General features: G+C 54.3%; 19 protein-coding genes and 1 tRNA gene. 10 read left to right on the top strand and 10 right to left on the bottom strand.

Annotated elements, in window-relative coordinates; genetic code table 11:
• Positions 1-3: 3 nt before the first annotated feature.
• From HMCN_RS19140 to HMCN_RS0105360, 5 genes are all read right to left on the bottom strand, one after another.
• Positions 4-282 carry a hypothetical protein gene (locus HMCN_RS19140; protein WP_155837412.1) on the bottom strand — a complete coding sequence of 93 codons (279 nt, stop codon included), beginning with the start codon at positions 280-282 and terminating at the stop codon, positions 4-6.
• A gap of 59 nt (positions 283-341) precedes the next feature.
• Positions 342-620, bottom strand: coding sequence for a hypothetical protein (locus tag HMCN_RS18215; protein WP_162174116.1), 279 nt, complete (start codon positions 618-620; stop codon positions 342-344).
• Positions 535-822: an ATP-dependent Clp protease proteolytic subunit gene (locus HMCN_RS20085; protein WP_155837415.1), complete on the bottom strand. Its 288-nt coding sequence runs from the start codon at positions 820-822 to the stop codon at positions 535-537. The genes HMCN_RS18215 and HMCN_RS20085 overlap by 86 nt, the downstream gene beginning before the upstream one ends.
• Positions 823-914: 92 nt before the next feature.
• The gene (locus HMCN_RS18220) at positions 915-1808 is read right to left on the bottom strand and encodes a hypothetical protein (RefSeq protein WP_025916408.1); all 894 of its coding nucleotides are present in this window, start codon (positions 1806-1808) and stop codon (positions 915-917) included.
• 172 nt (positions 1809-1980) lie between these two features.
• A tRNA-Pro gene (locus HMCN_RS0105360) sits at positions 1981-2057 on the bottom strand.
• A gap of 185 nt (positions 2058-2242) precedes the next feature.
• On the opposite strand from HMCN_RS0105360, the gene HMCN_RS0105365 reads away from it, so the two are divergent.
• The gene (locus HMCN_RS0105365; protein WP_025916409.1) at positions 2243-3382 is read left to right on the top strand and encodes a M14-type cytosolic carboxypeptidase; all 1140 of its coding nucleotides are present in this window, start codon (positions 2243-2245) and stop codon (positions 3380-3382) included.
• A gap of 101 nt (positions 3383-3483) precedes the next feature.
• Here HMCN_RS0105365 and HMCN_RS0105370 read toward each other — a convergent pair whose 3' ends face one another.
• The 5 genes from HMCN_RS0105370 to HMCN_RS0105390 all read right to left on the bottom strand — a co-directional run bounded on the left by HMCN_RS0105370 (position 3484) and on the right by HMCN_RS0105390 (position 10427).
• The gene (locus tag HMCN_RS0105370) at positions 3484-4707 is read right to left on the bottom strand and encodes a DUF2863 family protein (protein WP_025916410.1); all 1224 of its coding nucleotides are present in this window, start codon (positions 4705-4707) and stop codon (positions 3484-3486) included.
• Positions 4708-5013: 306 nt separating this feature from the next.
• On the bottom strand, positions 5014-7749 hold the full coding sequence (gene acnA, locus HMCN_RS0105375) for an aconitate hydratase AcnA (RefSeq protein WP_025916411.1): 2736 nt from the start codon (positions 7747-7749) through the stop codon (positions 5014-5016).
• 82 nt (positions 7750-7831) lie between these two features.
• The gene (locus HMCN_RS17345; RefSeq protein ID WP_193366394.1) at positions 7832-8305 is read right to left on the bottom strand and encodes a hypothetical protein; all 474 of its coding nucleotides are present in this window, start codon (positions 8303-8305) and stop codon (positions 7832-7834) included.
• A 24-nt stretch (positions 8306-8329) separates the two neighbouring features.
• Positions 8330-9343 (bottom strand): CoA ester lyase, encoded by a 1014-nt coding sequence (locus HMCN_RS0105385; RefSeq protein ID WP_025916412.1) that lies wholly within the window; start codon positions 9341-9343, stop codon positions 8330-8332.
• A gap of 94 nt (positions 9344-9437) precedes the next feature.
• Entirely contained in the window at positions 9438-10427 is a 990-nt protein-coding gene (locus HMCN_RS0105390; RefSeq protein ID WP_025916413.1) for a malate dehydrogenase, read from the bottom strand.
• A 304-nt stretch (positions 10428-10731) separates the two neighbouring features.
• Here HMCN_RS0105390 and HMCN_RS0105395 point away from each other — a divergent pair, with 304 nt between their 5' ends.
• The 9 genes from HMCN_RS0105395 (at position 10732) to odhB (ending at position 21121) form a co-directional block, all read left to right on the top strand.
• Positions 10732-11523: a GntR family transcriptional regulator gene (locus tag HMCN_RS0105395; protein WP_025916414.1), complete on the top strand. Its 792-nt coding sequence runs from the start codon at positions 10732-10734 to the stop codon at positions 11521-11523.
• Between the two features lie 170 nt (positions 11524-11693).
• Entirely contained in the window at positions 11694-12116 is a 423-nt protein-coding gene (gene sdhC / locus HMCN_RS0105400) for a succinate dehydrogenase, cytochrome b556 subunit (RefSeq protein ID WP_025916415.1), read from the top strand.
• Entirely contained in the window at positions 12117-12482 is a 366-nt protein-coding gene (sdhD, locus tag HMCN_RS0105405; protein ID WP_025916416.1) for a succinate dehydrogenase, hydrophobic membrane anchor protein, read from the top strand.
• Positions 12483-12484: 2 nt separating this feature from the next.
• Entirely contained in the window at positions 12485-14263 is a 1779-nt protein-coding gene (sdhA, locus tag HMCN_RS0105410) for a succinate dehydrogenase flavoprotein subunit (RefSeq protein WP_025916417.1), read from the top strand.
• A gap of 12 nt (positions 14264-14275) precedes the next feature.
• Entirely contained in the window at positions 14276-14986 is a 711-nt protein-coding gene (locus HMCN_RS0105415) for a succinate dehydrogenase iron-sulfur subunit (RefSeq protein WP_025916418.1), read from the top strand.
• Positions 14987-15104: 118 nt separating this feature from the next.
• A complete protein-coding gene (locus tag HMCN_RS0105420) occupies positions 15105-15374 on the top strand; it encodes a succinate dehydrogenase assembly factor 2 (protein ID WP_025916419.1) in 270 nt (89 codons plus the stop codon).
• A gap of 58 nt (positions 15375-15432) precedes the next feature.
• Positions 15433-16740, top strand: coding sequence for a citrate synthase (gltA, locus tag HMCN_RS0105425; protein ID WP_025916420.1), 1308 nt, complete (start codon positions 15433-15435; stop codon positions 16738-16740).
• Positions 16741-16942: 202 nt separating this feature from the next.
• Positions 16943-19798, top strand: coding sequence for a 2-oxoglutarate dehydrogenase E1 component (locus tag HMCN_RS0105430; protein WP_025916421.1), 2856 nt, complete (start codon positions 16943-16945; stop codon positions 19796-19798).
• 60 nt (positions 19799-19858) lie between these two features.
• Positions 19859-21121: a 2-oxoglutarate dehydrogenase complex dihydrolipoyllysine-residue succinyltransferase gene (gene odhB / locus HMCN_RS0105435; protein WP_025916422.1), complete on the top strand. Its 1263-nt coding sequence runs from the start codon at positions 19859-19861 to the stop codon at positions 21119-21121.
• The last annotated feature ends 74 nt before the right edge of the window (positions 21122-21195 follow it).

A 21195-nucleotide genomic window follows, 5' to 3' on the forward strand; every position in this document is an offset into this window, starting at 1 on the left:
CTTCTATTCCTCTGCAAATGGCATCGCGTGTTGCCCTTCATGTAAGGCGTTGATGATCTCCGAGTGGACATGATTGTCACGTACAACAGCCTTGGGGTCGTGTTGCGGCGCAGGTGTAGGAACAGTAGTCTCGACCTTCAATAGAATGTGCTGACCCGTTGTGTCAAACACGGTTGTGGTGTTGGTTCTCGATGCCCCGTCATTAAATTTTGGAGTATGTTCGACCTTCCCCACTGAAGCCGGATTTAGATATGTGTTACCAAAAACTCTAACTAATGCCATTTTAATTTCCTTATTCGGCTACCGACCGTTGTGGGGCGTCATACGTCAGTTATGTTTTTCTACAATCCAGAAATCCACCACGATATGTCGCTTTGGTTAATTGTGGCCTCGGCGATTTCCTGCACAATGCCACGCTCCATTGGCTCGGCAGGCAAAACAATCTTCTCCTTCCCGGTAAGCGCTGCCCGCACATCAATCGGGTTCCCGCCATTTCGCGTGCGCTCGACGAAGATGTCGACGTACCGCTCCAGATCATTGTCCAAGCTCGAAACAAACTCGCGCAATCGTGCATGGTCGACGGAGCCAGCGCTGAATCCCCAGTTCAGCGCATGAAGCAAAACGGCTGTGCGGACAAGTGAAGCGTTTCGTGCTAGCTAGGAACACGACTACTGCGATTGATTCGACATCCCCGATATTGTGTGTTTTAAGAGGGATCGGCAATGAGCGCAGAAAGTTGTAGAGGGCAAATCCCTGATCAGTGGAACCCTCGTGAAGTGAAGTGTGATGGCGCTCGCGCCTTGCTTGACAGCGCCCAGGCATGTGTCTCAGATTCGTTCAAACGTTACGAGATTGATCGGTCCGTTGAAGTGAATGATGTGTCGTGACATTATTTTCGTTCGCATTAAAGATAGTCAGTTATCACTAGAACGATTCTCGCCCGTGATCAGCGTTAATACTGGTTGCTCTTTCGGCTTTAAGTTAAGCGCCATTCGTTGCATCAACGTCTTAACGGCCAAAAATATTTGCTCGGCTTCCTCCGTGCTGTAACTACGCTCAATGTGCATTGTTGGGTTTCGCCATGCCTGTTTGATTGTGAACAAGTCCCCGCTCACATCCCGGTAAAATTTCTCAACAGTCTTCCATTCCGGGCTTTTGGTAGTATGTTTGGCTGAGATATTTTTTTCAATTTTTGTTAAGTAAGCTTCCCAGCTTATTGCATAAGGAATCCCCAGTCCTGAAGCTAAAACTTTTAAGGCCGCTTCAATTATGCGCATCAAGTGCATGACACAGGATGTTCCCAAGCCTGTTGCTAATGCAGTACCGGCATCTTGTATGTCGTCGATGGAAGCAGGGAAGCAGTCATTTACCTCCTGACCAAAGAGATCTGGCTGCCGGTAGTACTTGGCAAATTTAGAATCAATGTAGATGAACTTGCGAGTAATTAGCTCGTCGTGCAGTCTCGCACGCAAGTTCTTTACGTCTTCAACAAGGTGGCACTTGAGATAGTCGCCGCGTTCAAGCGCACAACGAATTCGATTGGCGGTCAACGCAGCAGTTTCTAGATTCAAATTCGCCGCAAAATTTTCAACATGCGGAAGGTAAGTATTGATTCGGGTTACATCACCTTGGTCAATCTTGAGTTTTTTTGCTGTCAAAGCAGAGCCGAATAGTCTGGACTGCTCCTCAACTAGACTGCCCCCTAAGTCTAGTTCATGATGGGAAAGTTCAGAAATTAGCCAGCTTGTAACAACCGCATATTCTTTAAGCATATCCCATAAGTTTAGGATTTTAGAGGCTACCATCATACACCTCCAACCCAGATGGGTATGCCAAATATAATATCGCCTTTTTTTTTTGCGCTTACTAGCGTGGAAATGAAGTAGGCCAGCTCAGTGCTGGTGTACCCATTGGTGTACCCATTGAATGACACAGGCAGAAATGAAAAAGGGCTAGCTCTCGCTAACCCTTTGATTCTATTGGTCGGGACGGAGTGATTCGAACACTCGACCCCTTGCACCCCATGCAAGTACGCTACCAGGCTGCGCTACGCCCCGACGAGCTTGCGATTATAACCGAAGCTGCCGGGATTTTGCTATCGGCGGCGGGTGAAATTTGCTGCGGCTGGCTATGCGAAATGGATTTCTGGTCGCACAATGGCAGCTTCTTCATTTGCCGAAAGGCTGGTCCTGACGCTGCGGGCAGTTTGCCTGCAACGGCGTTTCCGGACAGAAAATTCGTTATGTCGATAACAATCAGTCAGCAGTTCGATGGCGGTGCGATCGAGGTGGTGCGCGCCGATGATCCACAGGATATTACGTTGAATTTGCGCAAGGATTCGAGCGCCGATTTCAGCCAGTGGTTTTATTTTCGGCTGCAGGGCGGGCGCGGCGTGCCGTGCACGATGCGCTTTTTGAACGCCGGGCAGGCGACTTTTCCGGACGGCTGGAAGGATTATCGGGCACTGGCGAGCGTGGACCGGGTGCACTGGTTCCGGGTGCCGACCGCGTTTGACGGGCAAGTGCTGACGGTGTCGCACACGCCGGCTGCCGATGTGGTGTATTACGCTTATTTCGAGCCGTATTCGCGCGAGCGCCATTTGGCGTTGCTGGGCAATATTGCATCGAAGCCGCTAGTGCAACTGGAGTCGCTGGGGCAAACGGTGCAGGGGCGCGAGATGGATCTGGTGGTGGTGGGCGACCCTGCCGCTGCCCGGAAAATCTGGGTGATCGCGCGCCAGCATCCGGGCGAGACGATGGCGCAGTGGTTCGTCGAGGGCATGCTTGATGCGCTGCTCGATCCGGCCAACCCGCTGGCGCGCTGCCTGCTGGCCGATGCAGTGCTGTACGTGGTGCCGAACATGAATCCGGACGGTGCGGTGTTGGGCAATTTGCGCACCAATGCGGCGGGTGCGAACCTGAACCGGGAGTGGATGGCGCCATCAATGGCGCGCAGTCCGGAAGTGCTGGCGGTGCGCGAGAAGATCCATGCGACCGGTTGCGACCTGTTCCTCGACGTGCATGGCGACGAGGCGCTGCCGTACGTGTTTGTGGCCGGCAGCGAGATGCTGGAGGGGTTTGACGCCGGGCAGCTGGCGCGGCAGCAGGCGTTCATCGACGTCTACCGGCTGGCCAGCCCGGACTTCCAGAATGAGGTCGGCTATCTGCCCGGTAAATATCAGGCCGACATGCTGACCCTGGCATCGAAATATGTCGGCCACCATTTCCAGTGCCTGTCGCTGACGCTGGAGTTGCCGTTCAAGGATAACGCCAACCTGCCGGACCCTGATCTGGGTTGGAGCGGTGCCCGCAGCGCGCGCTTGGGGGCGGCGGTGCTGCAGCCGATGCTGCAGTCGATCCGCCGCATGGAGTTGCAGTTTTAATAAAAAACTGGAGTATGCCTTTAAGTCGTGGCATTCCCGCTTTATTTTATTGCGGTATTGAAAAATACCGCAGGCTGTATGTGTAATGGCCGAGTGCGCTCTTAATGGAAATGCTCGCTGCCTTGCGGCGTATCCTCCGGCATTTCGGGGTGCACCAGTTCGCCTTCGTCGTCGGCGAATAGCGGAGCGCCGCAGTCGTCGCAGAATTCTATCGGGAAGCGCGTGTTGTGGCGTTTGATGCTGGTGACGCCTTCTTCCTGCAGCAAGGTGGTGATGATCTCGATCGGTCTTTTTTGTTCCGGTGGCAGCGGCAGGTCGCCGTCGTCTTCCTCGCCATACAGCGGCCAGACGATGCCGTAGACGATTTCCGGCTGGGTGCCGACGGCAAAACCGATCCGGTATTCGCTGAGTTGGGCGTCGCCGCTGTCGTCGCCGAAGCCGCCGATGATGGCGCGCAGTTCCGGCGCCGCCACGTTGAGCGTATGGGTCAGGTAGTGCAGGGCGGCGCGAATCGCTGCCGGGCGGATTTGCTTGTCGGCTTCGCGGCAGGCGATGTAATACGCTTCCGGCAGCAGCAGTTCAATGCCGCAACCCGGCAACAGGCGGACGATGCTGGGTCCGGCCTGCGCTTGCCATTGCGCCAGTGCCTGCTGCTGATCGGTGATCACGTTCGGTTGGTTTTGCGGCATTTGCCAGCGGAACATTGGCGTGCCTGCCGGTACCACGACGGTCGCCAGCAGGTAGCGGGTGTCGGCCAGGAAAGGCACCGTTTCCGCCGCCTTGGCGGGGAACTGCGCGACGCTGTTTTTCAGCGCAGCTTGCGCCATGCGGCGGGTCAGCGCGAAAGTGTCGGCGTGGGTGTGCGGCAACTGGTCGATCGAAAACAGCGCCGGTGCGACGGCCAGATGCGCGCCATCGGCCAGCAGGTGTGCGCCGAGTTGCGCCGCCAGCGTCAGGCGCATGTCTTCCGCGATCGGCCCTGACGGAATCGTAAAGCGGGTCCACGCCAGAATCGGCGCAGCAATCAGCAGCGCATCGAACTGGCTGCCGTCCTGTTCTATCAGGCAGGATTCGCTGGTAGCCTCGATCGCTTCGACCAGCGAATCGTAGGCATCGAGGTCGGCCTTGAAGACATGGTCGAGCGCGGCGTCGATGGTGTCTTGATGGTTATTTTTTAATAGTTTTTGGGCCAATGCGTCCAGGCTGCGCTCCCAGGCGCGTTCTTCCAGGCGGCTGGCGGCCTGCGCAATGGCATGGCTGAAGCCAATCAGTCGCTGGCTGTCTGCGGATAGTTTAGGAGGGGAGCTTTTTGACGGACGACGCATGTGAAATTTTGAGGTAGTGAAACGGAAGGCATGTATTGTAGTGGATTAGAGGTGCCTTCATGCAATTACGTTCGCGAAAGCTGCATTTGTTGCTGGCGAATCTCGATTCTTTTCGCTGTTGTCGAAAAAAAAGTTTGGGTAGTGCCGATAAACCATGCAGTTTCCGCATGATTTCAGTGGATTTTGTGAAATACGGCACTCAGTATATTTTTCTCTGACAATCCGGCCGCGCAAGATAAAACGCCGGGCGGACCGGCGTTTTGGGAGGGTTCCAGCGTCAGTCCAGGTTAGCGCATCCGCTCCCGTTCAGGCCGCCAGCAATTGGCGCAACACAAACGGCAAGATGCCGCCATGCTTGTAGTAATCGACCTCAATCGGAGTGTCGATGCGCAGCAGCACCTTCACTTCCTGGCTGTGGCCGTTGCTGCGATGGATCACGATGGTGGCTTCCTGTTGCGGCTTGATGTCGCCTTCGATGCCTTTCAGATCGAAGGTTTCGTCACCGCGGATGCCCAGCGTCAGGGCACTATCTTCACCCAAGAATTGCAGCGGTAGTACGCCCATGCCGACCAGGTTGGAGCGATGGATGCGCTCGAACGAGCGGGCAATCACTGCCTTCACGCCGAGCAACTGGGTGCCTTTGGCAGCCCAGTCGCGCGAGGAGCCGGTGCCGTATTCTTCGCCGCCGAACACCATGGTCGGCACGCCGTCAGCAACGTAACGCATAGCGGCGTCGTAGATCGACATCTGCTCGCCCGACGGTTGATGGATCGTGATGCCGCCCTCGATGCTGGAACCGTCCGCTGCCAGCGGGATCATCTGGTTCTTGATCCGCACGTTGGCGAAGGTGCCGCGCATCATGATTTCGTGATTGCCGCGGCGCGAGCCGTAGGAATTGAAATCGGCCTTCTGGACCCCGTGCGCGATCAACCACTGGCCGGCCGGGCTGGATTCCTTGATCGAGCCGGCCGGCGAAATATGGTCGGTGGTGATCGAGTCGCCGAACACGCCCAAGGCGCGGGCGCCCTGGATGCCGGTGGCGGCGGCCTGCGGCTGCATCGTGAAGTTGTCGAAGAACGGCGGTTCGGCGATATACGTCGATTTGGGCCAGTTGTAGACCTGACCGGACACGCTGGTGACTTTTTTCCACAATTTTCCGGGATCGCCTTTGACGTCGGCGTAGTTTTCCTTGAAGGTTTTGGCGTTCAGCGCAAATTTCATCAGCTTGCCGATTTCCTTGCTGGTGGGCCAGATGTCGCCCAGGAAGATATCCCTGGTTTTGCCACCCTTACCCTTGCCTTGGCCCACCGGTTCCGTCATCAGGTCGCGCGTCATGCTGCCGGCAATCGCATAGGCCACCACCAGCGGCGGCGAAGCCAGGAAATTGGAGCGGATGTTCGGATGGATGCGCGCCTCAAAGTTGCGGTTGCCCGAAAGCACGGCGGAGGCCACGATATCGTGCTTGGCAATCGTTTCGTTGATGGCCGGCGTCAGGTCGCCAGCATTGCCGATGCAGGTGGTGCAGCCGTAGGCAGTGACGCCGAAGCCGAGTTTTTCCAGGTAGGGCAGCAGGCCGGCGGCTTTCAGGTATTCGGTGACGACCCGCGAGCCCGGCGCCAGCGAGGTCTTGATGTGGGGCGCAACCTTGAGGCCGGCTTCGACCGCCTTCTTGGCCAGCAGGCCGGCGGCCAGCATCACGCTCGGGTTGGACGTGTTGGTGCAGGAGGTGATGGCGGCAATCAGCACGTCGCCATTTTTGACCCGGACGCCGTCGGAAGTCTGGTAGACCGCATCGAGATCTTCCGGTTTCTTGTTGAAGCCGTCTTCCGCCGCCGGTTTGGCAAAGAGTTCGGCGAAATTGGCTTTGACATTGCCGATCTCGATCCGGTCCTGGGGGCGTTTCGGGCCCGCCAGCGAAGGCGCAATGGAACCGAGGTCGAGCGCCACCACACTGGTGTAATCGACGTCCCCCGACTTTGGGATGCCGAACAGTTGTTGCGCCTTGAAGTAGGCTTCAAATGCGTTGACCTCCGCCTTGCTGCGGCCGGTGCCCTTGAAGTAGTCGATGGTTGCTTCGTCGACCGGGAAAAAGCCCATGGTGGCGCCGTATTCCGGCGCCATGTTGGCAATCGTGGCGCGGTCGGTCAGCGACAGCGAGGCGGTGCCTTCACCGAAGAATTCGACAAACTTGCCGACCACTTTTTCCCTGCGCAGCATTTCGGTAATGGTCAGCACCAGGTCAGTGGCGGTGAGGCCTTCGCGCAGTTGTCCGGTCAGGTTCACGCCGACCACGTCGGGCGTGAGGAAATACACCGGCTGGCCCAGCATGCCGGCTTCCGCCTCGATGCCGCCGACACCCCAGCCGACCACGCCGATGCCATTGATCATGGTGGTGTGAGAGTCGGTGCCGACCAGGGTGTCGGGGTAGTAGATGTCGCCTTTTTTGGCGTCGGTCAGCTTGTGCACGCCGCGCGCCAGGTATTCCAGATTGACCTGATGCACGATGCCGAAGCCGGGCGGCACCACGCCGAAGGTGTCGAATGCCTGCATGCCCCATTTCATGAACTGGTAGCGCTCGTTATTGCGCGAAAATTCCATTTTCATGTTCAGGTCAAGCGCGTTTTTTTCGCGGAAAAAATCGATCTGAACCGAGTGGTCAACCACCAGATCGACCGGCACCAGGGGTTCGATATGCTTCGGATTCATGCCCATCCTGGTGGCGACGTTGCGCATCGCAGCCAGATCGGCCAGCAGCGGCACACCGGTGAAGTCCTGCAGCACGACGCGGGACACGACGAAGGGAATTTCATCGGTGCGGTCTGCATTCGGCTGCCAGTTGGCGAGCTGGCGCACGTGTTCTTCGGTGACTTTCCTGCCGTCGCAATTGCGCAATACCGATTCCAGCACGATGCGGATCGAAATTGGCAGCCGCCCAATGTTGACGCCGAGTTTCTTCTCCAGCGCGGGGAGCGAATGGAACTTGCCTTTTTTTGCTTCCGAAATCCTGAAATCCTTGAGCGTGTTGAAGGTGTTGTTGACCATGGCATCTCCCTGAAGTGCGATTGAACTGACGGTAAACGTGACTGTTTAATGCGGATACTGCACAGCTAGATGCGGTATGCGATCAATGCGCGGCTAATTCCGCAGTCATTTGTGCAGCATTCTTGCATTCGTTGGCGAGTTGCTGCCCTTTCTTGGTATCCAGCAGGATGCTCTTTGCCGGTATGCCAATCCAGAGCAAGCCATATTTGCGGTTTTCAAAGCGGTTCGCGCCGGTAGTCGTCTCTATGCGCTGGAGGCGATGAATGCGTTTTTTCCACGCCAGGGCGATGTGTTTATCGTCGTCCGCGTTCTGGTATACGGTCAGCTTGTTGCCGAGTTCGCAATTGTATTCAGTCGAAAGCGCGTTCTTGGTATCCGGCTCCAGATCGTCTTCATCCGTCGCTGCAGGAGTGATGGTGGGGGCTTTTGCGGCTTTGGCATGTTTCGCGCTGGCTTTGCCTGATTTCGCAGGCGCAGTTGTGACGGCCAGTACCTGCGGCGCCACGAAAACCAAGCAGGCAAGCGTTAGAAAAATGCGGGGATAGGTCATTTTCATGGGGTGTGTCTCCTTGGTCGGTGGTTATTTATGCAATTGTGTTGTCGGGTGGGGCGTGCATTCGTCCTGCAGCAGGGCGTTAGCCCATTCCGGTATTGTCATGCCGCTTGATTTGGCGCGCTTCAAGATCGTCCAATAGTAACGGTAGCTCGCCCTGTCATGTAAGACGCCATTATGCTGGATCGGCCCCCACTGCGCGTTTCTGGCGGCGGTGATGATGAGTGCGGCCTGATCGATTTCAGTATTGAGCGGTGACATCGCGTGCAAAATGGGTTTGATTTGGTCCGGATGAATGCTCCACATCCTGCTATAACCGAATTCTGTCGCAGCCCGGTGCGCATCGTTGGCGACAATCGCCATATCTCTGATTTCGGTAGTGACATTGTGCGACGGTACCTTGCCGTGCGCATGGCAGGCAGCGGCAATTTCGAGCTTGGCGCGTGCTATCAGTCCATGCGTGAACTGGCCGGGCGAGCGCATCGCATGGCCCGGAATAGCGCCATGATGCTCGGAGACAAAATCCATGATGCCGAACGACAGGCACTCCACCTGCGGCAACGCCGCAATCGCCTGGACATCGGCTAGTGCGCCGTGGGTTTCAATCAGAACATGGACCGGCAGCGCGGCGCGACCGGCTTGCTGTGCATGGCGGTTGATAAGCGCGATCGCGTGGCAGGCATCCGCTGCGTCATGGATCTTGGGCACGACCAGATAGGCCAGTCGCCGGGCTGCGTCTTGGCAGAGCAGGGCGATGTCCTGTTCGAAGAATGGATGGCGGCAGTCGTGAATGCGGGCGCCGATCCTGTCGAAACGGTTATCTGCGCTATTGATGATCGATGCGATCAGTCGTGCGTGGGATGCTTCGTTGCCGGTGGCAGCACCGTCTTCCGCATCGAGCGTGATGTCAAAAACCGGGCCGAGTTGCTGCTGTAGCGCGACCGACTTGCGCATCAGTTTTTCGGAGCCGGCATAGTGATCGCACACCGGAATTGAAACCGGTTGGTGTTTGCCTTGAAACAAGGCTTCGGAGGGATGCATGCCCTGGTATACCTGGGTGTTATAAGGGGAGTGTCGGGCAAGCGATGCTGGCTGCTTTTTGCAACCGGATCACTTGCCCGTCCACTGGGAGGTGTTAACCTACCAGGTGTTTTACGCCATTGCGCTCTTCGAGCAATTCGTTGAGCGTAACGTTGATGCGTTCGCGCGAGAACGCATCGACTTCCAAGCCTTGAACGATCTTGTATTCGCCGTTTTCAGTCGTGACAGGAAAGCCGAAGATCGTGCCTTCCGGAATGTCGTAGGAACCGTCGGATGGAATGCCCATCGTCGTCCATTTGCCATTGGTGCCCAGAACCCAGTCATGCACGTGATCGATCGCAGCATTGGCAGCCGATGCTGCAGACGACAAGCCGCGCGCTTCGATAATGGCGGCGCCGCGCTTGCCGACGGTAGGCAGGAATACATCCTTGTTCCATACCTGGTCGTTGATCATGTCTTTGACCGACTTGCCCTCGATGGTGGCGTAGCGATAATCTGCATACATGGTTGGGGAGTGATTGCCCCAGACGAACAGTTTTTCAATCGCAGTCACGGGCTTGCCGGTTTTGGCTGCGATTTGCGATAAGGCGCGGTTGTGATCGAGGCGCAGCATGGCGGTGAAGTTCTTCGCCGGCAGGCCTGGCGCGGATTTCATCGCGATATAGGCATTGGTGTTGGCAGGATTGCCTACTACCAAAACTTTTACGTTGCGGGAGGCAACTGCATCGAGCGCTTTGCCTTGTACCGTGAAAATCTGTGCATTGGCTTCCAGCAAATCCTTGCGCTCCATGCCAGGGCCGCGAGGACGAGCGCCGACCAGCAAGGCAACATCGATGTCCTTGAATGCGGTCATCGGGTCTGCGTGGGCAGTCATGCCAACCAGCAGCGGGAATGCGCAATCGTCGATTTCCATCATCACGCCCTTGAGCGCTTTTTGTGCTTTTTCGTCAGGAATTTCGAGCAATTGCAAAATAACCGGTTGGTCTTTGCCCAGCATGTCGCCATTGGCAATGCGAAATAGCAGGGAATAACCGATTTGGCCGGCGGCGCCGGTTACGGCAACACGCATGGGGGCTTTAGCCATGTTGAATCTCCAGTAATGGTTGGGGGAAAACGATATGAAAGAAACGGGCATTCATGTTCGAGGTCTGCAATGATAACGCTGAAAAGCATTTGGGTCTGTCGGTAAAGAGATGCAACGAACTGGACTTTTGGGATTCAGACGTATGATAATCGGCATTGTGGCTCCGGCATGCATCGGATACAAGAACGATCCCTCGCGAAGTTTAGGGGGGCAGTTCTTGTGTGTCAATGGATATCTTATGTCTTATATAAGACATATTATTTTGCTGGACGGCACTGGGCAATTTATGGTGAAATCATGGGTTATGAATCCTGCCTTATCCAATTCGAGTAGCAATGCCACCCCTGGCGCAGGGGCAGGAACGCCTCTTTCCAGCGCCCCACCGACGTTTAGCCCCCTCTATCAGCAAATAAAATCGCTTATTACGCAAAGCTTGCAGAGCGGGGAGTGGAAGCCGGGGGAGCTGATTCCGAGCGAAATGGAGCTTGCCAATCGTTTCAAGGTGAGTCAGGGTACCGTGCGTAAGGCAATTGATGAACTGGCAGCCGAGAATCTGGTAATGCGCCGTCAGGGAAAGGGTACCTTCGTTGCGTCGCACCATGAGGCGCGGGCCCAATATCGCTTTTTGCGCTTGATGCCGGACGAAGGGGAGCCGCATTCGGCAGACAATCAAATCATTGAAGTCAAAAGATTGCGGGCTCCGGCCGAAGTGGCGCGTCTGCTGGAAATGAAATCCGGTGATTCAGTCATATTCATCAAGCGTATCCAGTCTTTCGATGGAGTCCCAGCCATTATCGAAGAGCTCTGGCTGCCCGGTTTGATTTTCAAAGGACTGACTGCAGAACGGTTAATTGAATACAAAGGGCCAATGTACGGGCTCTTCGAGACTGAATTTGGCGCCAGGATGATACGTGCCACAGAAAAAATTCGTGCTGTTGCTGCTGCTGAGGATGTGGCTGAATTACTTGGAATTTCTGTCAATACGCCATTGCTCAGTGTGGAGCGGGTCTCTTTTACTTATGGCGATAAGCCGGTTGAAGTGCGGCGCGCATTATATTCGACCAGTCGGCATCATTATCAAAATGATTTGAGTTAGTCTTGGTTTAACGCTAAACCAGGTGCATGTGTGTCGCAGGATAGCCTTGCATTGTGCCTGACGAATGGGTTCGCTGTTTTATTTGCGGTGCACAAATTTATATTTGATCACTGTGGAAAATAAGCGAAAATTGCAACATTATTTTTAGTCAAGCTAGGAGAGGGCACCTTATGTCAGAAGCCATAAATGGGGTTGTAAAGAAGGAGCGACCGGAGTTCCGGAATATTCATGTGACGGACATCGCGCGATACCGCATGCCTTTGGCTGCATTGGTGTCTATTTTGCATCGTATTAGCGGGGCCTTGATTTTTTTACTGCTGCCGTTCATTTTGTACTTGCTTGATAGTAGCCTCACTTCCGAAATTTCTTTTGATTACTTTAAAGGATTCACTTCCGGCTGGTTTGTGAAGTTGATCATTCTCGTTTTGTCATGGGCTTACTTGCATCACTTCTGTGCCGGCATCCGGCATCTGATCATGGATACCCATGTAGGGTTGGACAAGGCTTCGGCGCGCAAATCCGCTGCAAGTGTCCTGGTGGTCAGCCTGTTCCTGGCTGCGCTGGTTGCATTGAAACTGTTTGGGGTGTTTTAAATGGCAAATAATAATATCGGACCAAGGCGCTTGGTCGTCGGGGCGCATTATGGCTGGAAGGACTGGCTGGCGCAGCGCGTCACTGCGATTGTGATGGCGATATACACCATCTTGTTGCTGGTGTGCTTTTTGACCGCCAGTAATTTCAGTTACGAAGGCTGGGCGGGGCTGTTTGCCAAACAGGGATTCAAGCTTGCTACTTTCGTAACCTTCCTTTCGCTTTTTTATCACGCCTGGGTTGGCGTGCGTAACATTTGGATGGATTACGTCAAGCCGGTTTCGGTTCGGATCGCATTACAAGTTGCCACGCTCCTGTGGCTGATTGGTTGTGCCGCCTGGACGGCACAGATTCTCTGGAGAGTGTAATCGTGGCAGCAATTAAATCTGCAATCCCTGTTCGTCGCTTTGATGCGGTTATCATTGGTGCTGGCGGCTCCGGCATGCGTGCTTCGCTGCAAATGGCTGAGGCCGGTCTGAACGTGGCAGTGTTATCCAAAGTGTTTCCTACCCGTTCGCACACGGTTGCTGCACAAGGCGGGATCGGTGCGTCGCTCGGCAATATGGCTGAGGATAGTTGGTACTGGCACATGTTCGACACAGTTAAAGGCGGCGATTACCTGGGCGATCAGGATGCAATCGAATTCATGTGCCGCGAAGCGCCAAAAGTTGTTTATGAACTTGAACATTTCGGCATGCCCTTTGACCGTAACCCTGACGGCACAATTTATCAGCGTCCGTTCGGCGGTCATACAGCCAATTTCGGTGAAAAAGCAGTGCAGCGCGCATGCGCCGCGGCCGATCGTACCGGTCATGCTTTGTTGCATACGCTGTACCAGCGCAATGTGCGCGCCAAAACGCATTTCTTCGTCGAGTGGATGGCGATCGATTTGATCCGCGATGCCGACGGTGATGTGCTGGGCGTGGTGGCGCTGGAGATGGAAACCGGCGATGTAATGCTGTTGGAAGCCAAGACAACGGTTTTTGCAACCGGTGGTGCAGGTCGAATCTGGGCCTCGTCAACCAATGCTTATATCAACACGGGAGATGGCCTCGGAATGGCGGCGCGCGCCGGTTTGCCTTTGGAAGATATGGAATTCTGGCAGTACCATCCAACCGGCGTTGCCGGTGCAGGTGTGCTGATTACCGAAGGTGTGCGCGGCGAGGGCGGTATCCTGATCAACAGTCAGGGCGAACGTTTCATGGAGCGTTATGCTCCTCAGTACAAGGATTTGGCGCCACGTGATTTCGTTTCGCGTTCAATGGACCAGGAAATCAAGGAAGGGCGCGGTTGCGGCCCGAACAAGGATTATGTGCACCTGGATCTGCGCCACATCGGTGCCGATACCATCATGAAACGCCTGCCGTCCATTCTTGAAATCGGCCATAAGTTCGCTAACGTAGATGCGACCAAAGAGCCGATTCCAGTAGTGCCTACCGCGCATTATCAAATGGGCGGAATTCCGGTAAATATCCATGGTCAGGTGGTCGCGCCCAAAGATGGTAATCCGAATGCGGTGGTCAACGGCATGTACGCGATCGGTGAATGCGCATGCGTATCGGTGCATGGCGCCAACCGGCTTGGCACCAATTCCTTGCTCGACCTGGTTGTATTCGGCCGTGCTGCAGGTAACCATCTGGTGCAAAGCAATTTGAAAGAGAACAGCCATAAGCCGTTGCCAGCTGATGCGACCGAGCAGGCACTGTCTCGTTTGTCCCGGCTGGAATCCAGCACTGGTTCCGAGCGTGTGCAGGATGTGGCTAATGATATTCGGTCAGCTATGCAGCATTACTGCGGTGTATTCCGCACTGATGAATTGTTGCAAGGTGGCTACAAGAAAATCATGGAACTCGACGAGCGCCGCAAACATGTATCGTTCAAGGATAAGTCCAAGGTTTTCAACACCGCACGCGTCGAGGCGCTTGAGCTGGATAACCTGATCGAAACCGCCAAGGCCACGATTACTTCCGCCGTTGCGCGTAAGGAATCACGCGGTGCGCACGCGCACCGCGATTTCGAGCAGCGCGACGATGTGAACTGGATGAAACACACTCTGTGGTTCTCGGAAGGCAATCGCCTTGATTACAAACCGGTAATCACCAAGCCGCTGACGGTCGAAACCTTTGCGCCTAAAGCCCGCACTTTCTAACAAGGTAAGAATATGGCACGCACTCTCAAATTTCAGATTTATCGCTACGACCCGGATAAGGATGCTAAACCTTACATGCAGGACTTGACGGTTGAGTTGCAGGACACCGATAAGATGTTGCTGGACGCACTGGTTCGCATTAAAGCCGATGTGGACGATTCGCTTGCGTTGCGCCGTTCCTGTCGCGAAGGTGTATGCGGTTCCGATGCGATGAACATCAATGGTAAAAATGGCTTGGCTTGTACCACCAACTTGAATGAATTGACGCAGCCTATTGTTTTGCGTCCATTGCCGGGTTTGCCCGTCATTCGCGATTTGATCGTCGACATGACACAATTTTTCAAGCAATACGATTCGATCAAGCCGTTTCTGATCAATAATACCATTCCGCCGGAAAAAGAGCGCCTGCAATCACCGGTCGAGCGTGAAGAGTTAGACGGCCTGTACGAGTGCATTTTGTGCGCTTGCTGCTCGACCTCATGTCCTTCATTCTGGTGGAATCCGGATAAATTTGTAGGTCCTGCCGGCTTGCTCCAAGCGTATCGCTTCATTGCCGATTCTCGTGACCATGCTACAGCCGAGCGTCTCGATAATCTGGAAGATCCGTATCGTCTGTTTCGTTGTCATTCGATCATGAACTGCGTGGATGTCTGTCCAAAAGGACTCAATCCAAACAAGGCAATCGGCAAGATCAAGGAAATGCTAGTTCGACGTGGTGTGTAGGTAATATGTAGGAATAGGTAACCACAAGGGTGGAAGTGCTGGTCACTTTCACGCAATTCATGTGTTATTCCATTGAAATCATCTACGATTTCGATGCAACAAGCTAAATGGTATTTTTATGTCCATCACTCATCAGGCCGATCCGGCAAAACGTGCCCGATTACGGTGGCGATCCCGGCGCGGTTTGCTGGAAAATGATTTGATTTTGACCCGTTTTCTTGATGCGCAAGAGGCGACTTTGACGGACGATGAGGTCGATGCGTTTACCCGATTGCTGGATCTTTCGGATAATGCTTTGATGAACATGATAATGGGTCGCAATGAACCATCTGGCGACCTGGATTTGCCTGCAGTCCATGCGCTGCTGAAGAAGATACGCAACGCTTGATTGACGCGTCGTTTCGGTTTCTGACTAACGACTCACCTCTCATATTGAAGGAAGAGCTATGACTACCACTGTAACAAGTAAAGCCACACTATCGTTTTCTGATGGAACTCCATCACTGGAAATGCCAATTTACTCAGGAACCATCGGTCCCGATGTAATTGATATTCGCAAATTATATGCATCGACCGGGAAGTTTACTTACGATCCTGGTTTCATGTCTACGGCAGCATGCAATTCCTCCATTACCTATATCGATGGCGACAAGGGCGAACTGCTGTATCGCGGTTATCCTATCGAGCAGTTGGCTGTGAATTGCGATTTCCTGGAAACATGCTATCTGCTGCTCAATGATGAGCTGCCTAATGCCGCAGAGAAAGAACAATTTGTATCGCTGGTAACCAACCATACGATGGTTCACGAGCAGATGCAATTCTTCTTCCGCGGTTTTCGGCGGGATGCACACCCGATGTCAGTGCTGGTTGGTACGGTTGGCGCGCTGTCGTCGTTTTATCATGATTCGCTGGATATCAATGATCCGCACCATCGTGAAGTCTCTGCAATTCGTTTGATCGCAAAATTGCCAACTTTAGTTGCAATGGCCTACAAATATAGCGTCGGGCAGCCGTTTGTTTATCCGCGCAACGATTTGTCGTATAGTGCGAATTTCATGAACATGATGTTCGCTACGCCTTGTGCTGACTATAAAGTCAATGAGGTGCTGGTACGTGCGCTGGATCGTATTCTGATTCTGCATGCGGATCATGAGCAGAACGCTTCCACTTCAACAGTGCGTCTGGCTGGCTCGTCCGGTGCCAATCCATTCGCGTGTATTGCAGCCGGTATTGCATGCCTGTGGGGCCCGGCACATGGCGGTGCCAATGAAGCGGCACTGAGCATGCTGGAGGAAATCGGCAGCGTTGATAACATCGGCGAGTTTATCAAGCAGGTCAAAGACAAGAATTCCGGCGTGAAATTAATGGGTTTCGGCCACCGCGTATACAAAAATTACGATCCGCGTGCAAAATTGATGCGTGAAACCTGCTATGAAGTTCTGGAAGCATTGGGACTGCAAAACGATCGTTTGTTCAAGCTGGCGATGGCGCTGGAGAAAATTGCGCTGGAAGATGAATATTTTGTCTCCCGTAAACTTTATCCGAACGTCGATTTTTACTCTGGCATCGTGCAGCGCGCATTAGGCATTCCGGTTTCCTTGTTCACGGGGATTTTTGCTCTTGCCCGCACCGTCGGATGGATTGCGCAATGGAAAGAAATGATTTCCGACCCAGAACAGAAGATTGGTCGTCCGCGTCAGTTGTTTGTCGGCGCAACACGGCGAGATGTGCCGCCGATGAGCAGTCGCGGTTAAGCTGAGAAAAGCGAGCCTGATTGGCTCGCTTTTTTGTTGTCGTGTTCGGGTATAATGACACGCGTTAAAGATTTAGTGCAATACCATGTAACGTAGCCCTTCCCCACAACTTGATGTGCAATCCGCTAACCGGTCAGGCCGTGTCGCGGAAGGTTAGATTAACCCGCTAATCTCGCGAAACGCGAAGAAAGGTGAGCAATATATGATGCAGCAGTTCAGTGCCAACTCCTATCTGTCTGGAGGCAATGCCCCGTATATAGAAGAATTATACGAGGCGTATCTCAATAACCCCGGTTCGGTGCCCGACAATTGGCGCGCTTATTTCGACGCTTTGCAGCATGTTCCTGCAGTTGATGGATCGAATAAGCCGGATGTGGCTCACGCTTCAGTCATTGCTTCATTTGCCGAGCGTGCAAAACAGGGACCAATCCGGACGGTAAGTGCCTCAGGCGATGCCGATATGGGGCGCAAGCGCGTGGCAGTAGTGCAATTGACCGCTGCTTATCGCTACTTGGGCTCGCGATGGGCCAACCTCGATCCGTTGCAGCGGCAAGAGCGGCCGGGAATTCCAGAGCTTGACCCGAATTTTTACGGATTTTCGGATGCCGATCTGGATATCGTATTCAATATCAGCAATACCTATTTTGGTGTTGAAACCGCGTCCTTACGCGACCTGATCAATTCCCTGCGCGATACTTATTGCCGTTCCATCGGCGCCGAGTTCATGTACATCAGCGATCCTTCCGAGAAGCGTTGGATACAGCAAAAACTGGAATCGATCCGTTCCACCCCGAATTTCACTGCCGAAAAGAAACAACATATTCTGGATCGCCTGACAGCGGCCGAAGGTCTTGAGCGTTACCTGCACACCAAATATGTCGGCCAAAAACGGTTTTCACTGGAAGGCGGCGAGAGCTTCATCGCATCCATCGATGAAACGATCCAACGCGCCGGCGAACGTGGCGTGCAGGAAATTGTCATTGGCATGGCGCATCGCGGGCGTCTGAACGTCTTGGTGAATACGCTGGGCAAAATGCCGGCAGACCTGTTTGCTGAATTTGAAGGTAAGCACGGCGACGACTTGCCGTCCGGCGACGTCAAGTACCACCAAGGCTTCTCGTCCGATATTACGACCCCGGGCGGCCCGGTCCATCTTTCGCTGTCGTTCAATCCTTCTCACCTGGAGATCGTGAATCCGGTGGTCGAGGGCTCGGTCAAGGCGCGCATGGAACGCCGCGGCGACAAGGATGGAGCGCAGGTTCTGCCTATTCTGGTCCATGGCGACGCAGCGTTTGCAGGGCAAGGTGTTGTAATGGAAACCCTGAATCTGGCGCAAACCCGCGGCTATGGTACTGGCGGCACCGTGCATATCGTGATCAATAATCAGATCGGTTTCACTACTTCGGACCCGCGCGATACGCGTTCCACGTTGTACTGCTCGGATGTCGTCAAGATGATTGAGGCGCCGGTGCTGCATGTCAACGGAGATGATCCGGAAGCGGTGGTACTGGCAACGCAGATCGCTCTTGATTATCGTCTTGAGTTCAAAAAAGACGTGGTCGTCGATATCATCTGCTACCGCAAGCTAGGCCACAACGAGCAAGATACGCCGGCGCTGACGCAACCGCTGATGTATAAGAAAATTGGCCAGCATCCCGGTACGCGCAAACTATATGCCGATAAACTGATTGCGCAGGGCGTATTGCCGGCTGACGGCGGCGATGCCATGGTTGCGGCATTTCGCGACGCCATGGATGCTGGCCGCCTTACGGTCGATCCGGTTATTTCCAATTTCAAGAGCAAGTACGCAGTTGACTGGTTGCCGTTCCTGAATCGAAAATGGACCGATGCCGCTGATACTGCGGTGCCACTGGCCGAATTGAAGCGCATCGCTGGACGGATCACGGTTATTCCGGAAGGATTCAAGGCCCACTCCCTGGTCGAGAAAGTACTGAACGACCGCGCCGCGATGGGTCGCGGCGAAGCCAATCTGGATTGGGGCATGGGCGAGCACCTTGCTTACGCATCCCTGGTGTCATCCGGCTATGCGGTGCGTTTGACCGGTCAGGATGCGGGGCGCGGCACCTTCGTTCATCGCCATGCGGTGCTGCATGACCAGAATCGTGAACGTTGGGATGCCGGCAGCTACATTCCCCTGCAAAACGTGTCGGATACCCAGGCACCGTTTACGGTGATTGATTCGGTTCTTTCCGAGGAAGCGGTGCTGGCATTTGAATACGGCTATTCAAGTTCCGAACCAAATACGCTCACCATCTGGGAAGCGCAGTTCGGTGACTTCGCCAATGGCGCACAAGTCGTAATTGATCAATTCATCAGTTCCGGCGAAGTGAAATGGGGACGTGCCTGCGGTTTGGTCATGATGTTGCCGCATGGTTATGAAGGGCAGGGCCCGGAACATTCGTCCGCCCGCATTGAACGTTACCTGCAATTGTGCGCTGACAACAACATGCAAGTGGTGCAACCCACCACAGCGGCGCAGATTTTCCATTTGTTGCGCCGCCAGATGATCCGCCTGTTCCGCAAGCCTTTGATTATCATGACGCCGAAATCCTTGCTGCGTAACAAGGATGCCGGTTCGCCATTATCCGATCTGGCCAAAGGCCATTTCCAGACTGTGATTGGCGAAACGGATGATGCGATTGATGCGAAAAAGGTCAAGCGCATCATTGCCTGTTCCGGCAAGGTGTATTACGACTTGGTCAATTCCCGCAAAGAACGCGGACAGACTGATGTAGCCATCATCCGTGTGGAGCAACTTTATCCCTTCCCGCACAAGGCATTTGCCACTGAATTGAAGAAATTTCCGAACTTCAATGAATTGGTATGGGCACAGGATGAGCCGCAAAATCAGGGGCCGTGGTTCCAGATTCAGCACAATATCTTTGAAAATCTTGAAGATGGGCAGAAGCTTGCCTACGCTGGCCGCCCTGCCAGCGCATCGCCGGCAGTTGGCTACTACGACAAGCACTATGCACAGCAAAAAGCATTGCTGGATACCGCTTTTTCGAAACTCAAAGGTTTTGTTCTAACTAAATAAAGACAAGGGGACGCGGTGGAAGCCGCCGCGTCGCTTGAACCATCAGACACGGAGAGTCACATGGCAATTTTTGAAGTTAAAGTTCCGCAATTATCGGAATCCGTCGCAGAAGCGACCCTGTTGCAATGGCATAAAAAAATTGGCGAAACAGTCGGTCGCGATGAAAATCTGATTGACGTCGAAACCGACAAAGTAGTCCTCGAATTGCCGGCGCCGGCAGCCGGCGTGATCACGCAAATCATCAAGGGCGATGGCAGTACGGTTGTCGCCGGCGAAATCATCGCGATCATCGATACCGATGCCGTAGCCAGCGCGGGCGCTACCGAAGCGCCTGCTGCGCCGGTAGCCGCAGCAGCCTCAAATGTGGCACAAGCAGCGACGCCGGTGTCCGCATCAGCAGCCGGCATTGCGATGCCGGCTGCAGCGAAGATGCTGGCCGACAATAACCTGACTACCGCGCAAGTCGCCGGCAGCGGCAAAGATGGTCGCGTAACCAAAGGCGATGTAATCAATGCGCTGGAAGCCAAACCTGCGGCAGCTCCGAGCGTTGCGCCGCTGGCGGTGGTCACAGCCAAGCCGGCGTTGCAGCAGGTCACTGCACCGACTGCACAGAACCTGGGCGACCGCGCTGAAGAGCGGGTTCCGATGAGCCGCCTGCGGGCTCGCATCGCCGAGCGCTTGCTGCAATCGCAGTCGACCAATGCGATTCTGACTACGTTCAATGAAGTTAACATGCAGCCGGTGATGGATTTGCGCACCAAGTACAAGGACAAGTTCGAGAAAGAACACGGCGTCAAGCTCGGTTTCATGTCGTTCTTTGTCAAGGCTGCCGTTGCTGCGCTGAAAAAATACCCGATCATCAATGCCTCAGTCGATGGCAACGATATTCTCTATCACGGTTACTTCGATATCGGTATCGCAGTCGGTTCGCCGCGCGGCCTGGTGGTGCCGATTCTGCGCAACGCCGATCAGATGTCGATTGCCGAGATCGAGAAAAAAATCGGCGAATTCGGCCAGAAGGCCAAGGACGGCAAATTGACGCTGGACGATCTGACCGGTGGTACCTTCTCGATTTCGAATGGCGGCACTTTCGGCTCGATGCTGTCGACGCCGATCATCAATCCGCCGCAATCGGCGATTCTGGGCGTGCATGCGACCAAGGATCGCGCGGTGGTCGAAAACGGCCAGATCGTGATCCGTCCGATGAACTACCTTGCGATGTCTTACGATCACCGCATCATCGATGGCCGCGAAGCGGTATTGGGCCTGGTTGCGATGAAGGATGCGCTGGAAGACCCTGCACGCCTGTTGCTGGATCTGTAATTTCAATTGTCGAAAAGACACAACGCCTGCAAGGATATTCTTTGTTTGCTTGTGTCTTTTTGCATTAAATGGAT

Origin of the sequence: Herminiimonas sp. CN (assembly GCF_000622895.1) — a bacterium.
GTDB lineage: Bacteria > Pseudomonadota > Gammaproteobacteria > Burkholderiales > Burkholderiaceae_D > AVCC01.

Excerpts from the sequence above, each read along its gene's own strand:
- gltA (WP_025916420.1), top strand. The coding sequence starts at position 15,433 with ATGACTACCACTGTAACAAGTAAAGCCACACTATCGTTTTCTGATGGA.
- acnA (WP_025916411.1), bottom strand. The coding sequence starts at position 7,749 with ATGGTCAACAACACCTTCAACACGCTCAAGGATTTCAGGATTTCGGAA.
- HMCN_RS0105420 (WP_025916419.1), top strand. The coding sequence starts at position 15,105 with ATGTCCATCACTCATCAGGCCGATCCGGCAAAACGTGCCCGATTACGG.
- sdhC (WP_025916415.1), top strand. The coding sequence starts at position 11,694 with ATGTCAGAAGCCATAAATGGGGTTGTAAAGAAGGAGCGACCGGAGTTC.
- HMCN_RS0105415 (WP_025916418.1), top strand. The coding sequence starts at position 14,276 with ATGGCACGCACTCTCAAATTTCAGATTTATCGCTACGACCCGGATAAG.
- HMCN_RS0105430 (WP_025916421.1), top strand. The coding sequence starts at position 16,943 with ATGATGCAGCAGTTCAGTGCCAACTCCTATCTGTCTGGAGGCAATGCC.
- HMCN_RS0105390 (WP_025916413.1), bottom strand. The coding sequence starts at position 10,427 with ATGGCTAAAGCCCCCATGCGTGTTGCCGTAACCGGCGCCGCCGGCCAA.
- sdhD (WP_025916416.1), top strand. The coding sequence starts at position 12,117 with ATGGCAAATAATAATATCGGACCAAGGCGCTTGGTCGTCGGGGCGCAT.
- HMCN_RS0105395 (WP_025916414.1), top strand. The coding sequence starts at position 10,732 with ATGAATCCTGCCTTATCCAATTCGAGTAGCAATGCCACCCCTGGCGCA.
- HMCN_RS19140 (WP_155837412.1), bottom strand. The coding sequence starts at position 282 with ATGGCATTAGTTAGAGTTTTTGGTAACACATATCTAAATCCGGCTTCA.
- HMCN_RS17345 (WP_193366394.1), bottom strand. The coding sequence starts at position 8,305 with ATGAAAATGACCTATCCCCGCATTTTTCTAACGCTTGCCTGCTTGGTT.
- odhB (WP_025916422.1), top strand. The coding sequence starts at position 19,859 with ATGGCAATTTTTGAAGTTAAAGTTCCGCAATTATCGGAATCCGTCGCA.
- HMCN_RS0105370 (WP_025916410.1), bottom strand. The coding sequence starts at position 4,707 with ATGCGTCGTCCGTCAAAAAGCTCCCCTCCTAAACTATCCGCAGACAGC.
- HMCN_RS0105365 (WP_025916409.1), top strand. The coding sequence starts at position 2,243 with ATGTCGATAACAATCAGTCAGCAGTTCGATGGCGGTGCGATCGAGGTG.
- HMCN_RS18220 (WP_025916408.1), bottom strand. The coding sequence starts at position 1,808 with ATGATGGTAGCCTCTAAAATCCTAAACTTATGGGATATGCTTAAAGAA.
- HMCN_RS20085 (WP_155837415.1), bottom strand. The coding sequence starts at position 822 with ATGCCTGGGCGCTGTCAAGCAAGGCGCGAGCGCCATCACACTTCACTT.
- HMCN_RS0105385 (WP_025916412.1), bottom strand. The coding sequence starts at position 9,343 with ATGCATCCCTCCGAAGCCTTGTTTCAAGGCAAACACCAACCGGTTTCA.